Source organism: Rhodanobacter sp. Soil_C_14, from assembly GCF_057657335.1.
In genome coordinates, this window is the sequence record NZ_JBDGIQ010000008.1 from 100,067 (window position 1) to 125,348 (window position 25,282).

The 25,282-nt window shown below is 67.4% G+C and carries 21 protein-coding genes and 1 tRNA gene; 15 read left to right on the forward strand and 7 right to left on the reverse strand.

Annotated features, from left to right (window positions below):
- Positions 1-43 precede the first annotated feature (43 nt).
- From AC3A56_RS16540 to AC3A56_RS16550, 3 genes are all read left to right on the forward strand, one after another.
- A complete protein-coding gene (locus AC3A56_RS16540) occupies positions 44-1,246 on the forward strand; it encodes a lipoprotein N-acyltransferase Lnb domain-containing protein (RefSeq protein WP_487771071.1) in 1,203 nt (400 codons plus the stop codon).
- A 33-nt stretch (positions 1,247-1,279) separates the two neighbouring features.
- Positions 1,280-2,308, forward strand: coding sequence for a magnesium and cobalt transport protein CorA (locus AC3A56_RS16545; RefSeq protein WP_487771072.1), 1,029 nt, complete (start codon positions 1,280-1,282; stop codon positions 2,306-2,308).
- An 85-nt stretch (positions 2,309-2,393) separates the two neighbouring features.
- The gene (locus AC3A56_RS16550) at positions 2,394-2,975 is read left to right on the forward strand and encodes an NUDIX hydrolase (protein ID WP_487771103.1); all 582 of its coding nucleotides are present in this window, start codon (positions 2,394-2,396) and stop codon (positions 2,973-2,975) included.
- A 10-nt stretch (positions 2,976-2,985) separates the two neighbouring features.
- Here AC3A56_RS16550 and AC3A56_RS16555 read toward each other — a convergent pair whose 3' ends face one another.
- The 6 genes from AC3A56_RS16555 to rsmD form a co-directional block, all read right to left on the reverse strand.
- Positions 2,986-4,035 (reverse strand): TMEM43 family protein, encoded by a 1,050-nt coding sequence (locus AC3A56_RS16555; RefSeq protein WP_056767058.1) that lies wholly within the window; start codon positions 4,033-4,035, stop codon positions 2,986-2,988.
- 101 nt (positions 4,036-4,136) lie between these two features.
- Positions 4,137-5,855, reverse strand: coding sequence for a gamma-glutamyltransferase (ggt, locus tag AC3A56_RS16560; protein ID WP_487771073.1), 1,719 nt, complete (start codon positions 5,853-5,855; stop codon positions 4,137-4,139).
- On the reverse strand, positions 5,852-6,112 hold the full coding sequence (locus AC3A56_RS16565; protein ID WP_007807941.1) for a YfhL family 4Fe-4S dicluster ferredoxin: 261 nt from the start codon (positions 6,110-6,112) through the stop codon (positions 5,852-5,854). The genes ggt and AC3A56_RS16565 overlap by 4 nt, the downstream gene beginning before the upstream one ends.
- 145 nt (positions 6,113-6,257) lie before the next feature.
- On the reverse strand, positions 6,258-6,761 hold the full coding sequence (locus tag AC3A56_RS16570; protein WP_056717328.1) for a hypothetical protein: 504 nt from the start codon (positions 6,759-6,761) through the stop codon (positions 6,258-6,260).
- On the reverse strand, positions 6,754-7,305 hold the full coding sequence (coaD, locus tag AC3A56_RS16575; RefSeq protein ID WP_007807937.1) for a pantetheine-phosphate adenylyltransferase: 552 nt from the start codon (positions 7,303-7,305) through the stop codon (positions 6,754-6,756). Before coaD ends, AC3A56_RS16570 begins: the two co-directional genes overlap by 8 nt.
- 29 nt (positions 7,306-7,334) lie before the next feature.
- A complete protein-coding gene (gene rsmD, locus AC3A56_RS16580; RefSeq protein ID WP_487771074.1) occupies positions 7,335-7,916 on the reverse strand; it encodes a 16S rRNA (guanine(966)-N(2))-methyltransferase RsmD in 582 nt (193 codons plus the stop codon).
- An 89-nt stretch (positions 7,917-8,005) separates the two neighbouring features.
- Between rsmD and ftsY the strand changes: the two genes are divergently transcribed.
- From ftsY to AC3A56_RS16620, 8 genes are all read left to right on the forward strand, one after another.
- Entirely contained in the window at positions 8,006-9,142 is a 1,137-nt protein-coding gene (gene ftsY / locus AC3A56_RS16585; RefSeq protein ID WP_487771075.1) for a signal recognition particle-docking protein FtsY, read from the forward strand.
- 23 nt (positions 9,143-9,165) lie between these two features.
- Positions 9,166-10,254: an AsmA family protein gene (locus AC3A56_RS16590; protein ID WP_487771076.1), complete on the forward strand. Its 1,089-nt coding sequence runs from the start codon at positions 9,166-9,168 to the stop codon at positions 10,252-10,254.
- Positions 10,251-11,342, forward strand: coding sequence for an A/G-specific adenine glycosylase (mutY, locus tag AC3A56_RS16595; protein ID WP_487771077.1), 1,092 nt, complete (start codon positions 10,251-10,253; stop codon positions 11,340-11,342). Before AC3A56_RS16590 ends, mutY begins: the two co-directional genes overlap by 4 nt.
- A 37-nt stretch (positions 11,343-11,379) precedes the next feature.
- The gene (locus tag AC3A56_RS16600) at positions 11,380-11,658 is read left to right on the forward strand and encodes an oxidative damage protection protein (RefSeq protein WP_056717333.1); all 279 of its coding nucleotides are present in this window, start codon (positions 11,380-11,382) and stop codon (positions 11,656-11,658) included.
- A gap of 82 nt (positions 11,659-11,740) precedes the next feature.
- Positions 11,741-11,816 (forward strand) — tRNA-Phe (locus AC3A56_RS16605).
- 349 nt (positions 11,817-12,165) lie between these two features.
- Entirely contained in the window at positions 12,166-12,462 is a 297-nt protein-coding gene (locus tag AC3A56_RS16610) for a hypothetical protein (protein WP_487771078.1), read from the forward strand.
- A 122-nt stretch (positions 12,463-12,584) separates the two neighbouring features.
- On the forward strand, positions 12,585-12,878 hold the full coding sequence (locus AC3A56_RS16615; RefSeq protein WP_056767082.1) for a 2-hydroxyacyl-CoA dehydratase: 294 nt from the start codon (positions 12,585-12,587) through the stop codon (positions 12,876-12,878).
- Positions 12,879-12,961: 83 nt separating this feature from the next.
- Positions 12,962-14,614: a M28 family metallopeptidase gene (locus AC3A56_RS16620; RefSeq protein WP_487771079.1), complete on the forward strand. Its 1,653-nt coding sequence runs from the start codon at positions 12,962-12,964 to the stop codon at positions 14,612-14,614.
- Positions 14,615-14,685: 71 nt separating this feature from the next.
- Here AC3A56_RS16620 and AC3A56_RS16625 read toward each other — a convergent pair whose 3' ends face one another.
- Entirely contained in the window at positions 14,686-16,308 is a 1,623-nt protein-coding gene (locus tag AC3A56_RS16625) for an alpha-glucosidase family protein (protein WP_204109274.1), read from the reverse strand.
- A gap of 429 nt (positions 16,309-16,737) precedes the next feature.
- Between AC3A56_RS16625 and AC3A56_RS16630 the strand changes: the two genes are divergently transcribed.
- The 4 genes from AC3A56_RS16630 (at position 16,738) to AC3A56_RS16645 (ending at position 25,222) form a co-directional block, all read left to right on the forward strand.
- On the forward strand, positions 16,738-19,638 hold the full coding sequence (locus AC3A56_RS16630; protein WP_487771080.1) for a TonB-dependent receptor: 2,901 nt from the start codon (positions 16,738-16,740) through the stop codon (positions 19,636-19,638).
- A gap of 120 nt (positions 19,639-19,758) precedes the next feature.
- Positions 19,759-21,267: a tryptophan halogenase family protein gene (locus AC3A56_RS16635; protein ID WP_487771081.1), complete on the forward strand. Its 1,509-nt coding sequence runs from the start codon at positions 19,759-19,761 to the stop codon at positions 21,265-21,267.
- Positions 21,268-21,289: 22 nt separating this feature from the next.
- Positions 21,290-22,822 carry an alpha-amylase family glycosyl hydrolase gene (locus AC3A56_RS16640; RefSeq protein ID WP_487771082.1) on the forward strand — a complete coding sequence of 511 codons (1,533 nt, stop codon included), beginning with the start codon at positions 21,290-21,292 and terminating at the stop codon, positions 22,820-22,822.
- A 147-nt stretch (positions 22,823-22,969) separates the two neighbouring features.
- Positions 22,970-25,222 (forward strand): glycoside hydrolase family 31 protein, encoded by a 2,253-nt coding sequence (locus tag AC3A56_RS16645; protein WP_487771083.1) that lies wholly within the window; start codon positions 22,970-22,972, stop codon positions 25,220-25,222.
- The last annotated feature ends 60 nt before the right edge of the window (positions 25,223-25,282 follow it).

Genomic DNA, 25,282 nt, shown 5'->3' on the forward strand with positions numbered 1-25,282 from the left:
ACCGGGCCCGCCGCTCCCGCAGCACCACGACAAGGTTGAACCCATGCGACAAACCGGTCTCGCGTTCCTGCTCCTCGCCCTGTGGCTGGCCATCGCGCCGGCGCACGCCAGCGTGGCCAACGCGCCGGGAGCGAACCTCGAAGTGTCGCTGATCACCTATGGCCCGGGTGAAACCTACTGGGAGCGCTTCGGCCACGATGCCATCGAGGTGCGCGACACGGTCTCCGGCGAAGCGGTCAGCTTCAACTACGGCGTATTCGACTTCAACGAGGCCAACTTCTTCGTCAACTTCGCCCGCGGCCGCATGCACTACCTGATGGATGCGGCGCCGACCAGCCTGGACGAAAGCTATTACGTCGAGGCCGGCCGCTCGATCACTCGCCAGCCGCTGGCGCTCGACGCGAACCAGGCCGCTGCGCTGCGCGACTTCCTGTTGTGGAACCTGCGCCCGGAGAACGCGGGCTACAACTACGACTACTACGCGGACAACTGCACCACCCGCGTGCGCGATGCGCTGAACCAGGCGCTGGGCGGCATCGTGGCCACGCAGATGAAATCGCGCGCCGGCGGCATGACTTACCGCCAGCAGACCGATCGCCTGATGAGCGGCCAGCCATGGCTGATGCTGGTACTGGACCTGGGCCTGGGGCCGTATGCCGACCAGCCGCTCGATGCGTGGCGGGAAAGCTTCCTGCCCGAAGTGCTGCAGTCGCAACTGCGCGAGGTGAAGGTGGACGACGGCCACGGCGGCCTGCGTCCGCTGGTGATCGGCGAGCAACTGGTTTCGGCAAACCGGCTCGAAGTGCCGCCGACCGTACCGCCCGACCTGCGCCTGCCCCTGGCGCTGGCCGGGCTGTTGCTGGCGGCGCTGCTCGTGCTGGGCCGTCGCCACTGGCCCACCGGCTACGCCCTGCTCGGCACGATCTACCTCGTTGCCGCGGGCCTGGTCGGCATCGTGCTGCTGGCGCTGTGGACGCTGACCAGCCATCACTCTGCCTGGGCCAACGCCAACCTGCTGCTGTTCAATCCGCTGGCCTTCCTGCTGCTGCCGACGCTGTGGCGGGCGCGCCGTGGCCTGGCGGCCTCGCGCTTCATCGATGGCGTGATCGCGATCCAGCTGCTGGCCTGCATGGTCGCGGTGCTGCTGCACCTGCTGCCCGGCACTGTGCAGCAGAACCAGCCGTGGCTGCTGTTTGCGCTGCCGGCCTGGCTCGCCCTGGCCTGGAGCCTGCGCCACCGCCGCTGATCCGCGTTGCCCCACCCGCGGTCGGGGGGCATCATGCACGGCATGAATCCGATTTCGCCTCCAGCAGACTCCGTGGCGCGCACCGACCAGCCCATGGTGGTGAACTGCATCGCCTATCGCCAGGACGGCAGCCGCATCGGCGACATCACGCTGGATGCGATCAGCGATGTACTGGCCGAACCGGACACCTTCGTCTGGGTCGGCCTGCACGAACCGGACGAAGCCCTGCTGCTGAAGATCCAGGACGAGTTCGGCCTGCACGACCTGGCCATCGAAGACGCCCATGCCGCGCACCAGCGCACCAAGATCGAGGCCTATGGCGACTCGCTGTTCCTGGTGGTGCAGACCGCCCAGCTGATCGATGGCCAGCTGGCGTTCGGCGAAACGCACATCTTCTTCGGCCCGCGTTACCTCGTCACCGTGCGCCACGGCGCCTCGCTGTCGTATGCGCCGGCCCGACGCACCTGCGAACACACCCCCGAGCTGCTGGCCAACGGCCCCAGCTACGGACTCTACGGCGTGCTCGACTTCATCGTCGACAACCTGCTGCCGATCGTGCGCGACTTCCGCGAAGAGGTGCAGCAACTGGAGCACGACATCTTCGGCGAGACCTTCAAGAGCAGCACGATCCGCCGGCTGTACGACATGCAGCGCGACCTGATGACGCTGCGGCTGGCAGTGGCGCCGCTGCAGGACATCGTGCAACAGCTGATCCGGCTGTATCCGAACCTGATCCCCGAGGAACTGCGCGCCTATTTCCGCGACGTCTACGACCACGCCTTCCGCGTCAACGAGGCGATCAGCGCGATGCGCGAAATGCTCACCGCGGCGATCAACGTCAACCTGTCGCTGGTCAGCCTGCGCCAGAACGAGGTGATGAAGAAACTCGCCGGCTGGGCTGCGATGCTGGCCGCACCCACCTTGCTCACCAGCTGGTACGGCATGAACTTCACCCACATGCCCGAACTCAGCCGCCCGTGGGCGTACCCGGCGATGATCGTGCTGATGGGCTGCATCGTGGGCGGCATCTACGTGGGGCTGAAACGCGCACGCTGGCTGTAGCGATCGGTCGCGAACCGGCAGGCTGTTGTCGATCCGGCGCCGAACCGCCAACATGACGCAAGCTTCCAGCATGGCGCCGCGACTGATGACCCACTCCACCGACCGCATCCCCGCCGACGCCAGCGCGCCGGTGGAAACCCTCTACGAGGGACGCTGGCTGAGCCTGCGCAAGCGCGGCCGCTGGGAGTATGCCGAGCGCAACAATCCCGGCGGCGCGGTGATCATCCTGGCCGTGACGCCCGATGACAAGGTGCTGTTCGTCGAGCAGTACCGCGTGTCGATCCTGCAGAACACCATCGAGATGCCGGCGGGCCTGGTCGGCGACCTGCCCGGCCAGGACGACGAGGACATCCTGCTGGCAGCGCAGCGCGAGCTGGAGGAAGAAACCGGCTATCGCTGCGAACGCGTGGAATTCATCCACCAGGGGCCGTCGTCCTCGGGCATGAGCACCGAGATGATCGCGTTCGCCCGCGCCTGGGATCTGCACAGGGTCGGCCCCGGTGGCGGCGACGAAAGCGAGAACATCGTGGTGCACGAGGTACCGCGCAGCGAAGCTGGCGCGTGGCTGTTTGCCCGCGCCGCGGAAGGCTATTCCATCGATCCCAAGCTGTTCGCGGGGCTGTGGTTCATCGAACACGGCGGGCGGCCCGGGGCCGCCGGCGCCTGAGCGGCAACCTTCAGTCGCGCCCCGACCCCAACAGCGGCCCGCGCAAACGCCAGACCGCAACGCCCAGGCCCACCAGCGACACCGCCAGCCAGCCGCCCATCGCCTGCGTATCGCCCAGCCAGAGCACGGCGGCCACCACGCCGACCACCAGCACGCCCAGGCTCAGCGCCAGCAGCGGATCGCGCTGCTCGCGATGGGCCGACAACAGCGCGAATGCACCCAGCGACGCCAGCAGCACGGAAAGGATCCGCCAAGTCCAGATGAACTCTGGCGGCACCGGCAGGTCTGGAAAGATGTCCAGCACCGGCACGTCGCCCAGCTGCACCACGTACCCCTTGCCGTCGGCCGCGTCGGCGGCCGCCTCCAGCCGGTCGCCATCGATGCGCCCGACCACGGTCAGCTGCTGCAGCGGCACCTCGTTCCAGCTCACCCGCACATCGCCAAGCCGCGGATCGCCGGGGTGCGCGCTGGTGACCAGGTAGTTCTGGTACCGCGAGAAGCTGGCCGCGAGATTTTCCGGCAGCACGGTGGCGTCGGGTGTCACCTGGACGATGCCGGGCATCGCATGCAGCAGCACCGGGTCCAGCTTGAATCCGCCCAGTTGCACCAGCCCCGCATCGAACTGCTTGCCATCGATCGGGAAGCCGACCGGATTCGCGTGCCCCTTCGGCTCGACGAAGTGACCGGCGTCGAGCAGGTGATCGACCCAGTCCAGCTCGTAGTGCACGCTGTCGCCCACCCGGATCTCGCGCCACTGGAACATCTCCACGTGACGCACCAGCACCGGCGTGCTCACCCGCAGGTTGAAGTCCGGATCATGCGGCGCCTCGACCACCCGCGGCGTGCCGACCAGGCGGGCCATGGTGCCGTGCTGGCCGGCTTCCGGCCGCGCGTTCTCGCCCAGGTCGATCACCTCGCCGCCATGTGCGCTGGCGGCGACCCGGTAATCCTGCAGGCCACGCGCCGTGGTCGCCATCAGTCCGATGCCCGCGAACACCAGCAGCGCGCCGACGACGTTCAACGCCAGCGCACGCAGCGAAATCCCCTTGCGCAAATCCATCAACCTGCTCCGATCGTGCCCGGCGGCAAAATGCCCGCCGCCATGACCGCATCATGCAGCATTCGGGGAAAGTAGCGAATCCGGCAGCGCTGCATGTCGTTTCACTGCACCTTGCCCAGCCCCGACGGCCGGCGCGGATCGCTGGCGGCGTCGAGCTGGTTGGCCTTGCGGTCCCAGGTCACCACGTTCATGAAACCCCAGGATTCGCGGGGCTTCAGCGTGTAGCCCATCTTCGTCAGCGCATCGCTGGTCGCGGCATCGAACACGCCCGCCTCGACATTCACCACGTCCGGCAGGTACTGGTGATGGAAGCGCTTGTGCGCGGCGATCTGCCGTGCGCTCTCGCCGTCGATGAAGTGCAGGATGCCCTCGAGCACCTGGGTGATGATGGTCGAGCCGCCCGGCGAGCCGATCACCGCGGTGCGGTCGGCGCCGATCACGATGCTGGGCGACATCGACGACAGCATGCGCTTGCCACCGACCGGCGCATTCGCCTTGCTGCCCAGCAGGCCGTAGACGTTCGGCTTGTTCGGCACCAGCGCGAAGTCGTCCATCTCGTCGTTGAGCAGCACGCCGGTGCCTTCGGCGACGAAGCTCGAACCCATCGTGTAGTTCACCGTGGAGGTCACCGCCGCCATGTTGCCGTCGGCGTCGATGATCGAGAAATGGGTGGTGTGCATGCCCGGCTCGGCCGCCTCGGCGCGTGGCAGCATCGACGATGGCGTGGCCCTGTCCGGCAGGATGCTCTGGCGCAGGCCGTCGGCGTAGAACGGCGACAGCAGCATGTCCAGCGGCATCTTCACGAAATCCGGGTCGCCCAGGTAATCGTTGTGGTCGCGGAACGCACGGCGCATCGCCTCGATGATGTAGTGCGTGCGCGTGGCGGCATCCATTTTCGTCAGATCGTAACCGGACAGGATGTTGAGGATCTCGGCGATCGCCACGCCACCGGACGAGGGCGGCGGCGCGGTGACGATCCGGTAGCCGCGGTAGTCGACCGTGATCGGCGTGCGCTCCTTCGCCCGGTAGCTGGCCAGGTCCGCCAGCGTCCAGTTGCCGCCGGCCGCGCGCACCGCGGCGACCAGTTTCTGCGCCGTCTCGCCGTGATAGAAACCCTGGTCGCCGTGGCTGGCGATCAGCTCCAGCGTGCGCGCCTGGTCCGGGTCCTTCCAGATCGCGCCCGCTGCAGGCGGCTTGCCGCCCGGCAGGTATTTCGCGGCCGACGCGGGCCAGCGCTGCAGGTCCTTCTGCATGCCGGCGATGGCTTCGCGCAGGCGCTCGTCCGGCTCGAAACCCTCGCGCGCGATGCGGATGGCCGGCGCCAGCGACTGCTTCAGCGGCAGCCGTCCATAACGCTTCGCGATCAGCACCAGTCCGGCCGGCTCGCCCGGGATGCCGGCCGACAGCGGCCCCTTCAGCGCGGTGTCGCGATTGGGGCTGCCGTCGGGGTTGAGGTAGTCCTGCGCATCCACCGCCGCCGGCGCGGTTTCGCGCGCGTCGATGAAAACGTTGTGGCCATCGCTGGCCCGGTGCAGCACCGCCATGAAGCCGCCGCCGATGCCGGAGCTTTCCGGTTCCACGATCGACAGCGTGGCCGCCACCGCCACGGCGGCGTCGAACGCATTGCCGCCCATGGCCAGCACTTCGAGGCCCGCCTCGGTGGCGTGGAAATTCGCGCTGGCGATCGCCGCGTGTCCCGGGGCCCGGGTCGAGGCGTGGCCGCTCGCGGCCTTTGCCGGTGCGCCGTCGGCAGCGAGCGCGCCGCCAGCGACCAGCAGCAGGCCCAGCGCCGCCGCCCGCCAGTTCATCGACAGGCTCATGCCGCGGACTCCCTGGCCATCAGGTGCCGGTACTTCAGTTCGAGTTGCTGCGGTGATTCGACGTGATCCGGGTCGCTGATGATGCATTCGACCGGACACACCACCACGCATTGCGGTTCATCGTGATGGCCCACGCACTCGGTGCACAGCGCCGGATCGATCACGTAGAACTCTTCGCCCAGCGAGATCGCCTTGTTCGGGCAAGCCGGCTCGCAGACGTCGCAATTGACGCAGGTGTCGAGAATTTTCAGGGACATGGCTGGATATTACAGGCCGGGTTGCGACGCCGTGGAAAGCGTCCGGGCCGCCGGTGCAATCACGACGGGCAGTCACCCGGCGCCCGCGCAGGTCGCGGGGCGACGGTTCATCCCGCCGCGCCGGAAACCGGCGCGGCGGTCGTGCTTACATCGCGACGAAACGGACCGTGGCGCCGGTCGGCTTCAGCACGTCGTCGACGCGCTGCTGGTCGGCGGTGTCACCGATGAACAGCACGATCACGTCCTTGAACGAACCGGGCTTGGCATCCTTGAATGCCGCGATCACCAGGTCGGCGGTCTTGGCCGAATCCGGGCCGGCGAACACCAGCATGTTGCCCGGCAGCACGCCGCGAGCGACGGTGTCCTGCACGTTCGACAGCTGGCGGCCACGACGGGCGACGTCGTCTTCCGTATCACCGGCCGGGACCAGATACGGGTACGGACGATCGGCCTTCATGCCCTGCATGTTGTTCTGCACGATCTGGCCGAGGTAGGCATTCCACGCCTTGGTGTCGTTCGGATCGGTCGGCTTGGTTGCCTGCTGGCTGGACTGCTGGTCGGCCTGCTGGGCTTCTTCGTGCTTGCCGCAGGCGCTCAGGGCCAGGCTGGCGGTCAGCGCGAGGGCAGCAATGAGAGCGAACTTACGCATGGTTATCACCTTCTGTTTCGGGTTGCTTGTTGGAGCCGGCGCGGCTCTTCTGCCAGCGCTGCCGCATGGCCTGTTGTACCGCCGGATGCACGAAACCGGAAATGTCCCCGCCGAGGCGGCCGATTTCGCGTACCAGCGAGGAGGAAATGAAACTGTATTGCTCGGCCGGCGTCAGGAACAACGTCTCGGCCTGGGGAATCAGGTGCCGGTTCATGCTGGCCAGCTGGAATTCGTATTCGAAATCCGACACCGCGCGCAGGCCGCGGATGATCACGCCGGCGCCAATCTGCTCCACGAAGGTGGCTAGCAGGCAATCGAACCCGCGCACTTCCACGTTGGGCAGGTCGGCCAGCGCCATCCGCGCCAGGGTGATCCGTTCGCCGATGCTGAAGGCCGGCCCCTTGCTGGAGCTGTCGGCCACCGCGACCACCACGCGATCGAACAGCGCCGCGGCACGGGCCACCAGATCGGTATGACCGTTGGTGATCGGATCGAAGGTGCCCGGATACACGGCCAGGCGAGGATTGCCGATGGATTTGCTCACGAGAGGGAAAGTGGCAGTGGTTGTGAGCACTAGCTTAACGGAAGCGCACGCCGATAGAGCGCAAAACGCACCTCGCCAGCATGGCCTTCGCGGTGCAGTTGCCAGGTCGGCGGCAGGTCGGGCACCACGGCACGGGGCGATTCCACGTAGATCCACGCCCGCGCGGCCAGCCAGCCACCCCGTTCCAGTTGCCCGGCCAGCGCCGCCCACAGGTCCAGCGTGAACGGCGGGTCGAGGAACACCAGGTCGTGGGCCCGGCCGGCCTGCTGCAGGAAGCTGCCGGCGTCGGTGACGTTCACCCGAGCCTGGTCCGCCTTCAGCCGCACCAGGTTCGCCCGCAGCGCCTGTGCCGCGCGGGCATCGCGTTCGACGAACTGCACCGACGCGGCGCCCCGCGAAAGCGCCTCGATCCCCAGCGCGCCGGTGCCCGCGCACAGATCCAGGCAGTCCATGCCCTCGATGACCGGCGCCAGCCAGTTGAACAGGGTCTCGCGCACCCGCTCGGCGGTGGGTCGCAACCCCGGCACGTCCGGCACCTCCAGCCGCGAATTGCGCAGGCTGCCGCCGATGATGCGCACCCGTCCCGGGCCGGCCTTGCGTGGCCCGTTCATGCGCTTGCCACGATGGCGCGCCGCCCCTCAGCGGCCAGTACAGGTTGGAGTGTTAGCATGCCGCCCATTGTCTTTGAATCACGCCCGCAATGCTCAAGTTCTGGAAGAAAAAGCCCGCCGACAAGGACGCGGAAGCGCCGGCCACCATCACGCCGGTCGACGCTGTCGCGCAGGCCAGCGACGCCCCCGTCCTGCGCGAGGCGCTGGTCGAGACACCCTCGCCCGCCGACAACGCCACCGACCACGAACATTTCCAGGTCCCGGCACCCGCCGCCGATGAGCCCGCCGCCGCACCGGCCAGGCGCAGCTGGCGCGAACGCCTGGCCGGCAGCGTGTTCTCGCGCAGCCTGGGTTCGCTGTTCGTGCGCCATCCGAAGCTCGACGACGACCTGCTGGACGAGCTGGAAACCACCCTGATCACCGCCGACGTCGGCATCGAGGCCAGCACCAACCTGGTCGAGAACCTGCGCAAGCGCATGCACAAGCGCGAGTTCGCCGACTCCCCCGCGCTGCTGGCCGCCCTGCGCCAGTCGCTGGTCGCCCTGCTCAAGCCGGTCGAGCAGCCGCTGGACGTGGCGCATCGCAAACCGTTCGTGGTGCTGGTGGTGGGCATCAACGGCGCCGGCAAGACCACCACCATCGGCAAGCTGGCCCGCCGCTGGCGCGACGAGGGTCGCGCGGTGATGCTGGCCGCCGGCGACACCTTCCGCGCCGCCGCGGTCGAGCAGCTGAAGACCTGGGGCGAGCGCAACCAGGTGCCGGTGATCTCGCAGGGCCAGGATGCCGATTCGGCCAGCGTGATCTTCGATGCCTTGCAGGCGGCGCGTTCGCGCGGCGCCGACGTGCTGGTCGCCGACACCGCCGGCCGCCTGCACACCCAGGGCGGCCTGATGGATGAACTGGGCAAGATCGCCCGCGTGCTGAAGAAGCTCGATGCCGATGCGCCGCACGAGGTGCTGATGGTGATCGACGGCACCACCGGACAGAACGCCGTCAACCAGGTGCGCCAGTTCCGCCAGATCGTCGGCGTCACCGGCCTGGTCGTGACCAAGCTCGACGGCACCGCCAAGGGCGGCGTGGTATTCGCCCTGGCGCGCGAGTTCGGCCTGCCGATCCGCTACGTGGGCCTGGGTGAAACCGCCACCGACCTGCGCAGTTTCGACGCGGAGGCCTTCGTCGATGGCCTGCTTCCGGCCAGCCTCGGCGAGGTGCCGACGCATGACTGAACCGCGACGACGGGGCTGAGCGGATGTCGCGCCGACTGCGATTGACCCTGCTGGTGCTTGGCGGCTTGGCGCTGGCACTGGTGCTGGCCGCGGTGATCGCCGTCTACCTGTTGCTGCAACCGGAACGCTTCACCCGGATGCTGCAGACCCAGGCGCGCGCGGCCGGACTGGAACTGAGCCTGGCCAGCCCCGCCAGCCCCACCCTGTTTCCGCGCCCGGCCCTGCAGCTCGATGGCATCACCCTGAATGCGGCCGGCGCCACCGCGCCGATCCTGCTGGCCGCACACGGCCAGCTTGCCCTGCCATGGCACACCCTGTTCGGCGGCCCCACGGTGATTTCGCAGCTGGAGATCGATTCGCCACGGGTCGATCTGGATGCGCTGCAGGACTGGCTGGCCGCGCTGCCCGCCAAACCCGAAGGCGCGCCACCCAACATCCCGCGCATCGATACCGGCGTCAGCATCAGCCACGGCAGCGTGGTGCGCGGCAATGAAGTACTGCTGGGCAGCGTCTCGCTGCAGGCGGGCAGCCTGGTGACCGGCCAGCCATTTCCGCTGGCGCTTTCGGCCGTCACGGCGGCGGGCACGCCGGTGCAACTGCGCCTGTCGGCGACCCCGCGCATCGAAGGCAATGCGCTGCAACTGCAGGACATCACCTTGCACCTGACCCAGGGCAGCACGGTGAAGCTCGCCCTCACCGGCAATGCGTACTGGCATGGCGCCGCCGATGCCGAGGCCAGCCTGAGCGGCAAGCTCGAGCAGGCCAACGCCGGCCAGTACGACATCTCGCTGCGACTGACGCCCGCCGACCAGAGCAACCCGCTGCTGCTGGCGCTGAAGCTGGACGGCCCTGCCAATCATGCGGATCTGAAGCTGCCGCCGCTGGCGTTGGCGCGCTGGTGGAACGGGCTTGGCGATCCCCGGGGGCCGCAATTGAGCGTGCCGCCGGGCAGCGGCCACGCCGAAATCGCCAGCCTGGAGATAGCCGGCATCAGCATCGAAGGCCTCACCGTCCAGGCCGGCATCGATGCACCTGCAGCGGCCGGCACGGTGGCGGCACCCGCCTCGAAACCGGCGGCCGGCAAGAAACCGGCAGCCAGCAAGAAACCATGACCGCTTCATTCGCGAACCGGTTGCTGCGCTGGTTCGACCGGCACGGCCGCAAGGACCTGCCGTGGCAGCAGGCGCTCGACAACGGCCAACGCGACGCCTACCGCGTGTGGTTGTCCGAAGTGATGCTGCAGCAGACCCAGGTCGCCACCGTGGTCGGTTACTTCGATCGTTTCGTCGGCGTGCTGCCCACGCTGGAAGCGCTGGCTGCCGCCCACGAAGACACCGTGCTGGCGCTGTGGTCGGGACTCGGCTACTACCGCCGCGCGCGCTTCCTGCACCGCGCTGCGCAGCTCTGCGTCGAACGGCACGGCGGCGAACTGCCGCGCGACTTCGACGCATTGAACGCGCTGCCCGGCATCGGCCGCTCCACCGCCGGGGCGATCCTGGCGCAGGCGCACGGCCTGCGCTTTCCCATCCTCGACGGCAACGTCAAGCGCGTGCTGGCGCGCTACCACGGCATCCACGGCCACCCCGGCGAAAGCGCGGTGGAAAAGCAGCTGTGGCAACACGCCGAAGCACACACCCCGGGCACCCGCGTCGCCGACTACACCCAGGCGATCATGGATCTCGGCGCGACGGTCTGCACCCGTGCGCGCCCGCGCTGCGATGCCTGCCCGCTGGTCACGGATTGCATCGCGCACCGCGACGACCTCACCGCCGCCCTGCCTGGCCGCAAGCCGGCCCGATCGATCCCGACCCGCGCCACCGTGATGCTGATCCTGCGCGACGCAAGCCATCGCGTGTTGCTGGAACGACGGGGCCCGCAAGGCGTGTGGTCGGGCCTGTGGAGCCTGCCCGAGGCGAGCGACCCGAACGAAGCCTGGCGAGTGGCGCGGCAACACGCGCACATCGATGACGCGCAGGCGCTCGCCCCGTTCACCCACGTCTTCAGCCACTATCGGCTGGCGATCGAGCCGCTGCTGTTCGATCGCGCGACAGCCGCACGCGGCGTCGCCGATAATCCGCACTGGCGCTGGTGCGGCGTCGACGAACTCGATGCGCTTGGCCTGCCCGCGCCGGTACGCAGTCTCTTGCTGCAGATCAGCGACGCCGGCCGAACGCATGCCGCAAGCTTGCGCACCAACTGATCCGCCAGCCCCCGAGGGCCGCAACAGGAATGACCCCATGAGCCGCACCATCCACTGCAGCAAACTCCACATCGACGCCGAAGGCCTCGACTTCGCCCCCTGGCCCGGCCCGCTCGGCCAGCGCATCTACACCGAGATTTCCAAGCCCGCCTGGCAACAGTGGCTGGCCCACCAGACCACCCTGATCAACGAGTACCGGCTCAATCCCCTCGATCCGAAATCGCGCAAGTACCTCGGCGAACAGATGGAGAAATTCCTGTTCGGCGGCGACGTCGACCAGGCCGCCGGCTTCAGCCCGCCGCCCACCGAGTCTTGACGAAACGCCGCGCTTTCGGTCTAATGCGCGGCTCCACGCATCAACAGCGACCTTGCCGGTTCTGCTTGATCGCCAGGTTCCCGGCCGGGTAGCTCAGTTGGTAGAGCAGGGGATTGAAAATCCCCGTGTCGGCGGTTCGATTCCGTCCCCGGCCACCATGTTTGTCAGTTCCTCGCAGAAGCCGCACTCGTTGCGGCTTTTGTTTGCGTGCCGGAAACACGCGCCTCCGCTTCGCCACCCGCGCAGCGGTGACGGCGACGCTCGTCCAACCCATTTGGGTCACTCCGTGACGCGCTGCGAATCTTCCCATGGTCGTTGCGGCGCCGGTGGCCGCTTGCGTGAAGCGCAGCCCGGGGGCATCGTTACCACTCGATTTTCCTTGTGGATCAGGCGGCCTAGCGCAAAACCTCCCGCGTAGACCGTGAATTGCATCACAAATTCTCGAACTGGCACAGATGCTGCTTTGCCTGTGCGGCAATCCCCGTTGCCCGCTTTCGAGAAGTCGCCATGGATGAATGTAGCGAAGTCCCCACCCCGGGTCGTACCCAGCAGTTCCTGGCCGAACAGTTGCGGCGGCGCTATGCCAGCTGCCGCGAATCCCTGGCCGGTCGAGGCGACCAGCCGCCGCAAGCGCCGCCGGCCCCGCCTCATGCGGTGACGCAGGCAGCCGCGGAGAGGCCGCCGGCGGCCGCTGCGCAGCGCTTTTCCACCCTGTTCTCCGAAGCTTACAGCGCCGCGCGGGATTCACAGGACCACGCCCTCAACACCATTCTCGATCGCCGCCGTAGGCACGCCGCCGCCTGAGTCGCCAGGGCGACCTCGTCCTCATGCTGCGCCGGCTGCCGGCTCGCCGAAGGCGGCTCGTGGGCGCCAGGGGAAGCGGACGTGCGAAAATCGCCCCACCCAATGACGACGTTTCCAAGTTCATGACTTCCCAGAAATACGATTTCCGCCAGTTCCAGGAAGAGCTCGCCAGGCTTGAACAGAAGGTGGAGAAGCAGCAGGCCGCCAAACCGCCCGGCGGGAAACCGCTCGGCAAGAAGGCGCTGGCCGCCCAGCGGATGGCGATGGCCCGCGAGGAATTCCTGGCCCTGCGCAAACGGCACGAACTGACCGTGGCCGACGTGGTGGCGTTCTTTCCGGAGGAGGAAGGCATCGCCTACCTGCAGGAACTGATCGCCGCCGCGCAGGCGAAACCGCGGCGCAGCCGCAAGGCCTGAGTCCGCACTGCCGCTGGCGGATGGACCCGCAGGAAGTTGCTGACTAGTATCGGAGCACTCTGCCCTTACGACAGGTGAAGCCCGTGAAGCGACTACTCCTCAGCGCCATGATCATGGCCGCGTTCTCGACCGCCCAGGCCACCGACCAGCCCGGCTTCAGCACCGAGCGGCTTTCGGCCACGGTGAAGACGCTTTCCTCGGATGCATTCGAAGGCCGCGGGCCGGCCACGCCGGCCGAGACCAAGACCATCGACTACGTGGTGGCGCAGATGAAGGCCGCCGGCCTGCAACCGGGCGGCGACCTCAAGGACGGCAAACGCGGCTGGACCCAGGCAGTGCCGTTGCGACGCAGCGCGATCGTCGGTACGCCGGTGTTGCGGCTGGCGCTTGGCGACCAGCATGAAAAACTGACCCAGGGCGAGCAGATCGCGATCCGCGCCCCGATGAACGGTTCGACCGAGGTGGCGATCCGCAACGCGCCGCTGGTGTTCGTCGGCTACGGCGTGAAGGCGCTGGAGCGCCACTGGGATGATTTCAAGGGCGTCGACCTGCACGGCAAGATCGCCGTGGTGCTGATCAACGATCCGGATTTCGAGACCGGCCACGGCGACTTCGGCGGCAAGGCGATGACCTACTACGGCCGCTGGACCTACAAGTTCGAGGAAGCCGCGCGGCAGGGCGCGCTCGGCCTGCTGGTGATCCACGAGACCGCGCCTGCTTCGTACGGCTGGGCCACGGTGAAGAACTCCAACACCAACGCGATGTTCGACATCGTGCGCGACAAGCCCGCCGCCGTGCACCCGGAACTGGAAGGCTGGATCCAGCGCGACCTGGCCGTGCGGATGTTCAGTCACGCCGGGCTGGATTTCGATGCACTGAAGAAGCAGGCGCAGACGCGCGACTTCAAGCCGGTCACGCTGAAGGATGAAAGTCTCTCGGCCCACTTCAAGGTCGATTCGCAGGTGATCACCTCGCACAACATCGTCGGCCGCGTGGAAGGCAGCAAGCGCTCGGACCAGACGGTGATCTACAGCGCGCACTGGGATCATCTCGGCGTCGGCGCGCCGGACGCCAGCGGCGACCGCATCTACAACGGTGCCGTCGACAACGCCACCGGCACCGCGGCGCTGATCGAGATGGGGCGCGCCTTCGCCCAGGGCCCCCGGCCCGAGCGCACGGTGGTGTTCCTCAACGTCACCGCCGAAGAAAAGGGCCTGCTCGGCTCCGAGTATTACGCGGCCAATCCGCTCTACCCGCTGGCCACCACGGTTGGCGTGCTCAACATGGACGCACTCGATCCGCACGGCCCCGCGCGCAACTTCACCATCTCCGGCAGCGCGAAGCTGGGCCTGCTCGACGACCTGATCGCCGAGGCGAAGAAGCACGACATGAGCTACACCGCCGACCCGAAACCCGAGGCGGGCTACTTCTTCCGTTCCGATCACTTCTCGTTCGCCAAGCGCGGCGTGCCGGCGGTCTCGTTCGGCTCGGGCAATGACTGGATCGATGGCGGCCTGGCAGCCGGCAAGGCCGCCGAGGACGAGTACACCGCCAAGCGCTACCACCAGCCCGCCGACCAATGGGAAGCGGACTGGTCGTTCACCGGCATGGCGCGCGACCTGCAGGTGCTCCACGACGTGGGCAGCGACCTGGCCAATTCCGACCAGTGGCCGGACTGGAGCAAGGACTCCGAATTCCGCAGCATCCGCGACGCCAGCAGCGCCGAGCGGAAATAGCACAGTGCTCCCTCCCCTGCTTTGCAGGGGAGGGCTGGGGTGGGGTCAACGCAAAAGCCGCAGCAACACCATCACGCCACGCCGGCAAACCATGCGCCGTAGCCGGGAAGCTGCAGGCGGCTTCCTTCGAGGCTGCCCGACAGCAGGCCGTGACCTTCCAGCGGACGCAGCCGCGCAAGCTCCCCGGGAAGATCGATGCCGACCGGCGCGTCGCCGAGGTTGAACACCACCAGCACGGTTCGTTCGGCCCAGTGGCGGGTGAAGGCCAACACCGGTTCGACGGTATCGATGAAGGCGATGTCGCCCCAGCGCATCGCCGGTCGCGACTGGCGCCAGTGCATGAAGGTGCGGAAACCGTTCAACACCGAATGCGGATCACCGTCCTGGCGGCTCACCGCCAGCTCGCGATGTTCGTCCGGCACCGGCAACCACGGCGTGCCGTGGCTGAAGCCCGCGTGCGCCGCGGCATCGCTCCACGGCATCGGCGTGCGGCAACCGTCACGACCCTTGAACTGCGGCCAGAACGCGATGCCGTACGGGTCCTGCAGCGCCTCGAACGGCAGCTCCGCCTCGGTCAGGCCCAGCTCCTCGCCCTGGTAGACGCAGACCGAGCCGCGCAGCGAGCAGACCATCGCGGTGAGCAGGTTGGCCAGTGATGCGGATGACCGCCCCTTGCCCCAGCGCGTCAGCACGCGTTCGACATCGTGGTTGGAGATCGCCCAACATGGCCAGCCTTCGGTCATCTGCGCTTCCAGCGTCTGCACCGTGCCGCGGATGTGCGCGGCGCTGAAGTCGTCGGTGAGCAGCTCGAAGCTGTAGCCCATGTGCAGCCGGCCGGGGCGGGTGTATTCGGCCATCGTCGCCAGCGAATCCTCCGAGGAGATCTCGCCCAGCGTGGTCGCGCCAGGATAGCCGTCCACCAGCGCGCGCAGCTCGCCCAGGAAGGCCAGGTTTTCCGGCTGCGTGTTGTTGAAGTAGTGGTACTGGAACGCGTACGGGTTGTCCGGGCTGAAGCCGCGGCCCACGCGCTTGTCCTTGGGCTTGGGCGGGTTGTCGCGCAGCTGGCGGTCGTGGAAGCAGAAGTTGATCGCATCCAGGCGGAAGCCGTCGACGCCCTTGTCCAGCCAGAAGCGCACGCTGTCCAGGATCGCCGCGCGCACTTCCGCGTGGTGGAAATTCAGGTCCGGCTGCGAGGTCAGGAAGTTGTGCAGGTAATACTGGCCGCGGCGCGGCTCCCACTGCCACGCCGAACCGCCGAACAGCGACAGCCAGTTGTTCGGCGCGCTGCCGTCGTCCTTCGCGTCGGCCCACACGTACCAGTCGGCCTTCGCGTTGTCGCGGCTTTGCCGGCTCTCGCGGAACCACGCGTGCTCGGCCGAGGTGTGGCTGAGCACCTGGTCGATCATCACCTTCAGGCCCAGCCCGTGCGCCTTTTCCAGCAGCGCATCGAAGTCGGCCAGCGTGCCGAACAGCGGATCGACGTCGCGATAGTCGGCGATGTCGTAGCCGAAGTCGGCCATCGGCGACTTGAAGAACGGCGCCACCCAGATCGCGTCCACGCCAAGGCTGGCCACGTAGTCGAGACGCGCGATGATGCCCGGCAGATCGCCCACGCCGTCGCCATCGGTGTCCAGGAAACTGCGCGGGTAAATCTGATAGGTGACGGCGCCGCGCCACCATGGTGCATCGGTCATTTGGACGTGTCCCTGGGACATGAGGCGGGGGCGTTCGGCCACCCGTCTTCGGATGCGATCAGCTTAGCGGCGGCACCGCTGCAACCGGCACGGGTCTGCATACGTATTCATTCTTGCTGCAGTTGCGACATGCGATGCGCGCGACGGCGTTGTCCGCCATCCGGTCGCGACGGGCCAAGCCCAAGCGGCATCCGGGTTCGCCCCGTCGTCACCCACGCTCCGGGCACGCGACACCGCATTGCAACATGCCGGGTTTCGCGCCCCCCATGAATACGTATGCAGAAAATGCTTCACCGCAGAATCGTCGGCCTACTATGCGACCACGCCGCCGAAAACCTCGGCAGCGCACCTGCCGACGGTCGTCGCCGACGGAAGCGCGGGGACTCCAACAACCGAGATCGACGGCGACACATTGCGGGAGGGGATTACATGGTTCTGAAACACAAGTTGCTGGCGCTGGCGATCGCATCGGTGTGCCTTGGCGCAAGCGCCACGGCTTACGCGGGCTCCGCGTCGCGGTCCGATCAACCGCAGAGCACGCAAGATCAGACACAGGCGCCATCGGCCGACAACAACAGCGACCAGAACAAGGCCGACGCCAAGCGCAAGACGCAGAAGCTGCAGTCCGTCGAGGTCAACGGCTTCATCAGCAGCATCGAGAACTCCACCGCGCTGAAGCGCAACGCCAGCAGCATCGTCGAGGCCGTGTCGGCCGAACAGATCGGCAAGCTGCCCGGCGTCAGCATCGCCGACACGCTCGGTCGCCTGCCCGGCCTGGCCGTGCAGACCGTCAGCGGTCGTCCGCAGGTGCTGACCATCCACGGCCTGGGCCCGGACTTCTCCACCGCACTGATCAACGGCGGCCAGCAGGTTTCCACCTCCAACAACCGCGACGTGCAGTTCGACCAGTACCCGTCGAGCTGGTTCGACAACGTGGTCGTGCACCTGACCCCGCAGGCCAACCTGATCGGCCAGGGCCTCACCGGCACGGTGGACATGCACACCATCCGCCCGCTGGAAAAGAGCGGTCCCGAAGCGGCGGTGAACGCCCACTACATCTGGGACGGCATGTCGCAGCAGGCCGACGGTCCCGGCGTCAGTGACCGGGGCTACAACCTCAACGGCGTGTGGGTGCACCAGTTCGCCGACCACACCCTCGGCGTCACCCTCGGTGTGGATCTCGAATCCAATCCCGCGCAGATCCAGCACCAGGCACCGTGGGGCTACCCGACCGACGCCAACGGCAATGCCGTGATCGGCGGCTCGAAGAACTACGGCATCTCCGACACGATGAAGCGCCGCGGCGTGCTGGCCACCGTGCAGTGGCAGCCGAACGAGCACTACACCGGCACCGTCGACGTCACCTACGACAACTTCAAGGAAGTGCAGCAGGCCAAGGGCATGGAGTTCCCGCTGTTCTGGGGCAACGCCACGCTGCAGCCGAATGGCAACGTGCAGAACGGCTTCATCCAGAGCGGCACCTACGACGGCGTCAAGGCGGTCATCCGCAACGATTACAACAGCACCAGCGCCCGGGTCTACAACTTCAACTGGGACAACAAGTTCACCATCAACGAGGACTGGACGGCCGACCTCGACGCGAACTACTCGCGCGCCACCCGCCGCGACATCAACCTCGAAAGCTATTCCGGCACCGACTTCGGCGCGAACAACGGCGCCCGCGACAGCCTCGGCTTCATCGAGGGCAACAACGGCTTGTTCTACGTCAACCCCTCGCTGGATTACGGCAGCGGCATGGTGCTGACCGACCCGCAGGGCTGGGGCGGCGGCAACGACGTGGTGCAGGCCGGCTTCATCAACGCGCCGCACACGGTGGACTACCTGGCCAACCTGCACCTGGCGGTGGAGCGCAGCTTCTCCAGCGGCCCGTTCTCCAGCATGGAGTTCGGCGTGGCGCACAGCACCCGCGACAAGACCTACAACATCGACCAGAGCTTCCTGACCCTGGGCGGCGGCACGATCAGCAGCGGCACCGCGGTCGAGACCGCGCCGTTCGGCGGCAGCAGCTGCAGCCCGCTGGCGTGGATGGGCGTGGGTTCGCAGACCTGCTACAACCCGTTCGACCTGATCCGCGACGGCACCCTGGTCAGCGTGCCCACCTTCGGCTCGTCGCTGTCGATGCCGCCGAACTGGAAGGTGCGAGAAAAGACCCTGACCCCGTACTTCCAGTTCAACCTGGACACCTACATGGGCGGCGTCAGCCTGCGCGGCAACTTCGGCGTGCAGGCACAGCACACCTCGCAGCGTGCGGAAGGCGAGCGCGTGGCGCCGGGCAGCGCGATCACCGGCAACGCGATCACGCTGATCCCGGTGGTGGGCAATACCAGCTACACCAAGGTCCTGCCCAGCGCGAACCTGATCTTCGGCTTCAGCGACAGTGACGACCTGCGTGTCAGCGCCGCCCGTACCCTGGCCCGCCCGCGCATGGACCAGATGAACGCCAGCCTCGGGGTGAGCGGCAATTTCACTCGCCTGACCAACACCGACCCGAACCTGTCCTACTTCAGCGCTTCCGGCGGCAATGCCAAGCTCAAGCCGACCATGGCCGACAACTACAACGTCAGCTACGAGCACTACTTCTCGAACGAAGGCGGCTATGAGTGCAAGGCCGGTGACGCGAAGAACTCAGACCTGTGCCGCAGCGCCGGTGGCGGCTACTTCGCGCTGTCGGGCTACTACCTGAAGCTGACCGACTACATCAATCCGAACGCGGCCTACCTGTACGATTTCAGCTCGTTCCTGCCGTTCGGCCTGACGCCGGCGCAGCAGGCCCAGCTGGGTACCACCCTGGGCACCGTCTCCGGCCCGACCAACGACGGCCACGGCTACGTGAAGGGCGCCCAGCTCACCCTGAACCTGCCGTTCAACCTGTTCACGCCATCGCTCAACGGCTTCGGCGCGATCCTCACCGGCAACCGCACCAACAGCTCGCTGGTGTTCGCCGGCAACAGCAATCCGATCACCGTGCCGGGCCTGTCGAAGTGGGTCGCCAACGGCACGCTGTACTACCAGCATGACGGCTTCGAGGCGCGCATCAGCGACAGCTACCGCTCCAGCTTCCTGGGCGAGGTGTCGGGCATCAGCGCCTCGCGCATCGAGCAGACCATCCAGGGCGGCAGCACCTACGACGCCCAGGTGAGCTACTCGTTCGACAGCGGCGCGCTCAAGGGCCTGACCCTGGTCGCGCAGGGTTCGAACCTGTCCAACAAGACCTTCATCACCTACCAGAACAACGATCCCCGCCAGGTGCTGACGTGGGAACGTTACGGCCGCCGCTTCGATATCGGCGTCTCGTACAAGTTCCAGTAAGGCGTAGCGACGTACCTCCCCAACCTGCCCCGCTGAGTGACTTCCAGCGGGGCTCTTTTTTTCGGCGGCGCCAGGACAGCGGCGCGGCAACCGCGGCGGAACCTTCCGGAGCAGAGCGGCATGAACGATCCGAAAATCCGGCAGGTGGTGATCGTCGGCGGCGGCACGGCCGGCTGGATGACGGCGGCCCTGCTCGCCCAGGCGCTGGGCCCGCAACTGGACATCCGGCTGGTCGAGTCCAGCGAGATCGGCATCGTCGGCGTGGGCGAGGCGACCATCCCGCAGATCCGCCACGTCAGCCAGTTCCTCGGCATCGACGAGGACGGGCTGCTCAAGGCCAGCCGCGGCACGATCAAGCTCGCGGTGCAGTTCAACGACTGGCGACGGATCGGCGACTCCTACCTGCACGCGTTCAGCGACATCGGCTTGCCGCTGGGCCTGGCCGCGTTCCAGCACTACTGGCTGAGAGGCCGCGAACTGGATCCCGAGGCGCCCGACCTGTGGGCGTACTCGATCAACGCGCAGGCCGCCAACGCCAATCGCTTCGCCCGGATGGACAAGGTCGGCGACAGCCCGCTCACCGGCATCCGCTACGCCTACCACTTCGATGCCGCGCGCTTCGGCCAGCTGCTGCGCCGGCACGCCGAACAGCGCGGGGTGAAACGCACCGACGGCAAGGTGGTCGAGGTCGCGCTGCGCGGCAGCGACGGTTTCATCGAATCGATAAGACTCGACAGCGGCGAGACGATCGCCGGCGACCTGTTCATCGACTGCTCCGGCTTCCGCGGGCTGCTGACCGAAGGCGCGCTGAAGACCGGCTACGACAGCTGGCAACACTGGCTGCCGTGCGACCGCGCCGTGGTGGTCGCCAGCGAACACGGCGACACGCTGCGCCCGTACACCCAGGCCAGCGCGCAGCAGGCTGGCTGGCAGTGGCGGATTCCGCTGCAGCACTTGGACAGCAACGGCCACGTCTACAGCAGCAGCCACCTCAGCGACGACGAGGCCTGCGCCACCCTGCTCTCCCATCTCGAAGGCCCGATGATCGGCGAGCCACGCCAACTGCGCTTCCACACCGGCATCCGCAAGCAAGTGTGGAACCGCAACTGCATCGCGATGGGCCTGGCCAGCGGCTTCATCGAACCGCTGGAATCGACCAGCATCCACCTGATGCAGTCCGCGGTCGGCCGCCTGCTGACGATGTTCCCGGACAAGCACTTCGACCCCGCGCTGATCGCCGAATACAACCGCCAGACGCGTTTCGAATACGAGCGCACGCGCGATTTCATCGCCCTGCACTACAACGCCACCGAGCGCGACGACACGGCGTTCTGGCGGCAATGCGCCACGATGGCCCTGCCCGAGGGATTGGCCCACCGGATCGAACTGTTTCGCCAGAGCGGCCACATCTTCCGCGACGGCGAAGAGCTGTTCACCCCGACCGGCTGGCTGCAGGTGATGATCGGCCAGGGCATCGTTCCACAGCGCCATTCGCCGCTGGCCGACGGCCTGCCGCAGGCGCAGCTCGGCGAGTTCCTGGGCAATATCCGCACCCTGGTCGACCGCGCCGTGGCCAGCATGCCCGGCCACGCCGACTTCATCGCCCGCCATTTCAAGGCGGCCGACTGATCCGCAACTGCTGGAGTCGCAGATGATCCGTTACCTGCTGTTGGCACTGCTGATCCTCGGCACGACGCTGCCCGCGGCGGCAGCGCGTCGGTCACCGGATCCGGTCGGCTCCGGCGTCTGGTACGAGATCTTCGTGCGCAGCTGGGTCGACACCGACGGCGACGGCATCGGCGACCTCAACGGCGTCACCGCGAAGCTCGACTACCTGCAGTCGCTGGGTGTCAGCGGCATCTGGCTGATGCCGATCAATCCCTCGCCCAGCTACCACGGCTACGACGTCACCGACTACTACGGCATCAATCCGCAGTACGGCACGATGGCCGACTTCGAGCGCCTGCTGCGCGAGGCGCACCGGCGCCACATCAAGGTGATCATCGACCTGGTGATCAACCACACCAGCGACCGGCACCCGTGGTTCATCGCCGCCCGCGATCCCGCCGATCCGCATCACGACTGGTACAGCTGGGCCGGCCCGCACACCGACCTGCACGCCGAGGATGCCGCGGGCGCGCAGGCTTGGCACGCGCTCGGCAAGGCGCACTACCTGGGCGACTTCTCCGCCAACATGCCCGACCTCGACTACGACACGCCGGCGGTGCGCAAGGAGATGGTCAAGCTCGGCCGGTACTGGCTGAAGAAAGGCGTCGATGGCTTCCGCCTCGACGCGGCCCAGCACATCTACTACGACTTCAAGGCGGACATGGACAATCCGCTGACGCTGGAGAAGAACCTCGCCTGGTGGTCGGAATTCCGCCACGGCCTGGACGCGGTGAACCCTGCGGCCTACATCGTCGGCGAAGTGACCCGCGACTCCGCCGACGCACTGGCGCCGTACTTCAAACCGCTCAGCGCGGTGTTCGACTTTCCGCTGGCGGTGCAACTGATCGACAGCGCGCGCAATGAACGCGCCGGTGAGCTCGGTGCGCTGCTCGCGCGCACCGATGCCGCCTACCGCAAGGTCGCCGGCAAGTCCGGCGTCGATGCGCCGTTCCTGTCCAATCACGACCAGGACCGCGTGATGAGCCAGCTCGACGGCAACCCGAAACACATGCGCATGGCAGCCGCGATGCTGCTCACCCTGCCCGGCCATCCGTTCGTCTACTACGGCGAGGAGCTGGGCATGCGCGGCAGGAAACCCGACCCGGATTTGCGCGAGCCGATGCGCTGGCACCGCGATCCGCAGGGCACGGGCGAGACGCACTGGAAAGCCTTCAGCGCCGGCGATGGCCCCGCGGTCTCGGTGGAGGCGCAGCAACAGGCCGACGATTCGCTGCTGCACTACTACACGACGCTGATCGGCTGGCGCCGCGAGGTTCCGGCGCTGCGCGACGGCACCATCCGCGAATATCCCCAGACCAATCCGCACATCGCCGCCTGGCAACTCGACGACGACGCCAGCCACGTGCTGGTGCTGCACAACCTGTCCGGGCAGATGCAACAGGTGCCGCTGGGCACCAGCCGATTCCGCACGCTGCGGCTGCACAGCAAACCCGACACCACGCTGCAGCGCCAGCAGCTTTCCCTGCCGCCGTATTCCAGCGCGATCCTGGACTGAGCCTTGATCCACGAGGAACCCCGCATGACATCCCCTCCCCGCAAAATCGGTCGGCGTGCAAACGCCTGGTTGTGGCTCGGCCTCGCCCTCGCCCCGGCCGCCAACTTCGCCGCGACCGCTCCCGCGTCGACCCCGCAGGCATCCCGCATGGCACAACTCGTCGACCACGCCATCGCGATCGATCTCGGCACCGATCGTCTGGACGTCCGTTTCGTGGCGCCCGGCATCGTGCACATCCACGCCACGCGAGACGGCCATGCCGCTGCGCCGACGCCGATACTCGACCCCGCCGGCCGCCGATCGACGTTCGCGCAAGTTCGCGGCACGCAGCTGGCGGACGGCATGAACCTCGCCTCCGCGGTCGCTTCGGTGCGCTGGAACCGACAGACGCACCAGCTGCAGTTCGACGACGCGCAACAGCATCCGCTGCTGCGCATCGACACCGACGCCCTGCGCCAGGGCAAGCTCGACGCGAAGCACGATGCCAGCGACGCGCTGTACGGCATCGGCGGCTACAACGCGACCGAGGATGCCTCCGCCGGCCTGCTGCGCAGCGGCACGCTGCAGGCAAAATCCGGCGAGCAGGGTCACGCTGGCGCGCCATTCGTGTGGAGCACCGCCGGCTACGGCGTGCTGCTGGACAGCGACGGCGCCACCTTCAAGCTGCAACCCGGCACGATCGCCGCCAGCAGCCCGGGCAAGGCATCGGACGTCTACATCCTGCTGGGCACGCCCGCGCAGATCTTCGACTCGCTGGCCCAGCTCAGCGGCCGCACGCCGCTGTTCCCGAAGTGGGCGATGGGCTTCACCAACAGCCAGTGGGGCATCGACCAGAAGGAACTGCTGCAGATCGTCGACACCTACCGCGCCAGGCACATCCCGATCGACAACATCACGCTGGACTTCGACTGGAAGGCCTGGGGCGAGGACGACTACGGCGAGTTCCGCTGGAATCCGACCAAGTTTCCCGACGGCCCCAGCGGTGCGCTGAAGAAGCAGATGGATGCCCGCGGCATCCGCCTGACCGGCATCATGAAGCCGCGCATCCATGTCGACACGGTGGAAGGGCGCTACGCCACCGCCCACGACTTCTGGGTGCCCGGCGAAAAGGTCAGCGACGACTATTTCTCGCACAAGCCGGTGAAGAACATCGACTTCGACATCCCCGCCGCGCGCCACTGGTTCGGCGAGCTGGCGATCAAGTACGGCTACGACGACGGCATCGTCGGCTGGTGGAACGACGAGGCCGACACCACCGGCAGCGACACCGAGTTCATGAACATGCAGCGCGCGCTGTACGACAGCCAGCGCGCCGTCTCCAACGAACGGGTGTGGTCGATCAACCGCAACTTCTGGCTCGGTTCGCAGCGCTACGCCTACGGCCTGTGGTCCGGCGACATCGACACCGGCTTCGCCAGCATGGCCGGCCAGCGCGCGCGCATGCTCAGCGCGATCGACGTGGGTGCGATGCAGTGGGGCATGGACGGCGGCGGTTTCCGCAACGGCACGCCGACGCCGGAGAACTACGCGCGCTGGATCCAGTTCGGCGCGTTCACGCCGATCTTCCGCGTGCACGGCGAGCTGGGCCAGAAGCGCCAGCCGTGGGTGTACGGCCCGATCGCCGAGAAGGCCGCGACCGCGGCGATCCGCCTGCGCTACGCGCTGATTCCGTACATCTACAGCTATGAGCACGCGCGTCGCGTCGACGGCGTCGGCCTGGTGCGCCCGCTGCTGTTCGACTGGCCGCACGATGCCCATGTGCGCAACGACGTCGACAGCTGGCTGTTCGGCGACTGGCTGCTGGCGTCGCCGGTAGTGGAACAGGGCCAGACCGCGAAGGACGTCTATCTGCCCGCCGGCCGCTGGATCGACTGGTTCAGTGGCAAGGCCTACGACGGCGGCCGGACCATCCACCTGGCGATCGACAGCAAGACGTGGAGCGACATTCCGCTGTTCATCCGCGCCGGCGCGATCATCCCGAATCGTTCACCCGAGGATTATGTCGGCCAGCACCCGTTGACCGAACTCGACGTCGACATCTTCCCCGCCGCGCAGCGCAGCACGTTCGACTATTACGACGATGACGGCAGCACCTACGACTACGAGCACGGCGCGTACTTCCTGCAGTCGCTGTCGGCGCAGCGCAAGGGCGACACGGTGCAACTGGACATCGCCGCCGCGAGCGGCAGCTTCAAGCCGGCCTTGCGCTACTACCTGCTGAAGATCCACGGCAGCGCGGCGACCCGCGTCGGCCAGCTGAAATCCTTCGCGAACCTGGACGCGCTGCAGCAGGCGGACGGCGAAGGCTGGGCCAGCGGCCACGACCGCTACGGCGACGTCACCTGGGTGCGGGTCGCCGCCGCACGCGCCACCGAGCTCACCCTCAACCTGAATCCGTGAGCCTGGGAAACAGCCGACTCACCCGAAAGCTTTTCGCTCCACCCACCTGCGGAGGGATGT

Excerpts from the sequence above, each read along its gene's own strand:
- AC3A56_RS16615 (WP_056767082.1), top strand. The coding sequence starts at position 12,585 with ATGACTTCCCAGAAATACGATTTCCGCCAGTTCCAGGAAGAGCTCGCC.
- AC3A56_RS16550 (WP_487771103.1), top strand. The coding sequence starts at position 2,394 with ATGACCCACTCCACCGACCGCATCCCCGCCGACGCCAGCGCGCCGGTG.
- mutY (WP_487771077.1), top strand. The coding sequence starts at position 10,251 with ATGACCGCTTCATTCGCGAACCGGTTGCTGCGCTGGTTCGACCGGCAC.
- AC3A56_RS16625 (WP_204109274.1), bottom strand. The coding sequence starts at position 16,308 with ATGACCGATGCACCATGGTGGCGCGGCGCCGTCACCTATCAGATTTAC.
- AC3A56_RS16600 (WP_056717333.1), top strand. The coding sequence starts at position 11,380 with ATGAGCCGCACCATCCACTGCAGCAAACTCCACATCGACGCCGAAGGC.
- AC3A56_RS16630 (WP_487771080.1), top strand. The coding sequence starts at position 16,738 with ATGGTTCTGAAACACAAGTTGCTGGCGCTGGCGATCGCATCGGTGTGC.
- AC3A56_RS16590 (WP_487771076.1), top strand. The coding sequence starts at position 9,166 with ATGTCGCGCCGACTGCGATTGACCCTGCTGGTGCTTGGCGGCTTGGCG.
- AC3A56_RS16645 (WP_487771083.1), top strand. The coding sequence starts at position 22,970 with ATGGCACAACTCGTCGACCACGCCATCGCGATCGATCTCGGCACCGAT.
- AC3A56_RS16540 (WP_487771071.1), top strand. The coding sequence starts at position 44 with ATGCGACAAACCGGTCTCGCGTTCCTGCTCCTCGCCCTGTGGCTGGCC.
- AC3A56_RS16565 (WP_007807941.1), bottom strand. The coding sequence starts at position 6,112 with ATGTCCCTGAAAATTCTCGACACCTGCGTCAATTGCGACGTCTGCGAG.
- AC3A56_RS16555 (WP_056767058.1), bottom strand. The coding sequence starts at position 4,035 with ATGGATTTGCGCAAGGGGATTTCGCTGCGTGCGCTGGCGTTGAACGTC.
- AC3A56_RS16635 (WP_487771081.1), top strand. The coding sequence starts at position 19,759 with ATGAACGATCCGAAAATCCGGCAGGTGGTGATCGTCGGCGGCGGCACG.
- ftsY (WP_487771075.1), top strand. The coding sequence starts at position 8,006 with ATGCTCAAGTTCTGGAAGAAAAAGCCCGCCGACAAGGACGCGGAAGCG.
- AC3A56_RS16610 (WP_487771078.1), top strand. The coding sequence starts at position 12,166 with ATGGATGAATGTAGCGAAGTCCCCACCCCGGGTCGTACCCAGCAGTTC.
- AC3A56_RS16570 (WP_056717328.1), bottom strand. The coding sequence starts at position 6,761 with ATGCGTAAGTTCGCTCTCATTGCTGCCCTCGCGCTGACCGCCAGCCTG.
- ggt (WP_487771073.1), bottom strand. The coding sequence starts at position 5,855 with ATGAGCCTGTCGATGAACTGGCGGGCGGCGGCGCTGGGCCTGCTGCTG.
- AC3A56_RS16545 (WP_487771072.1), top strand. The coding sequence starts at position 1,280 with ATGCACGGCATGAATCCGATTTCGCCTCCAGCAGACTCCGTGGCGCGC.
- AC3A56_RS16640 (WP_487771082.1), top strand. The coding sequence starts at position 21,290 with ATGATCCGTTACCTGCTGTTGGCACTGCTGATCCTCGGCACGACGCTG.
- rsmD (WP_487771074.1), bottom strand. The coding sequence starts at position 7,916 with ATGAACGGGCCACGCAAGGCCGGCCCGGGACGGGTGCGCATCATCGGC.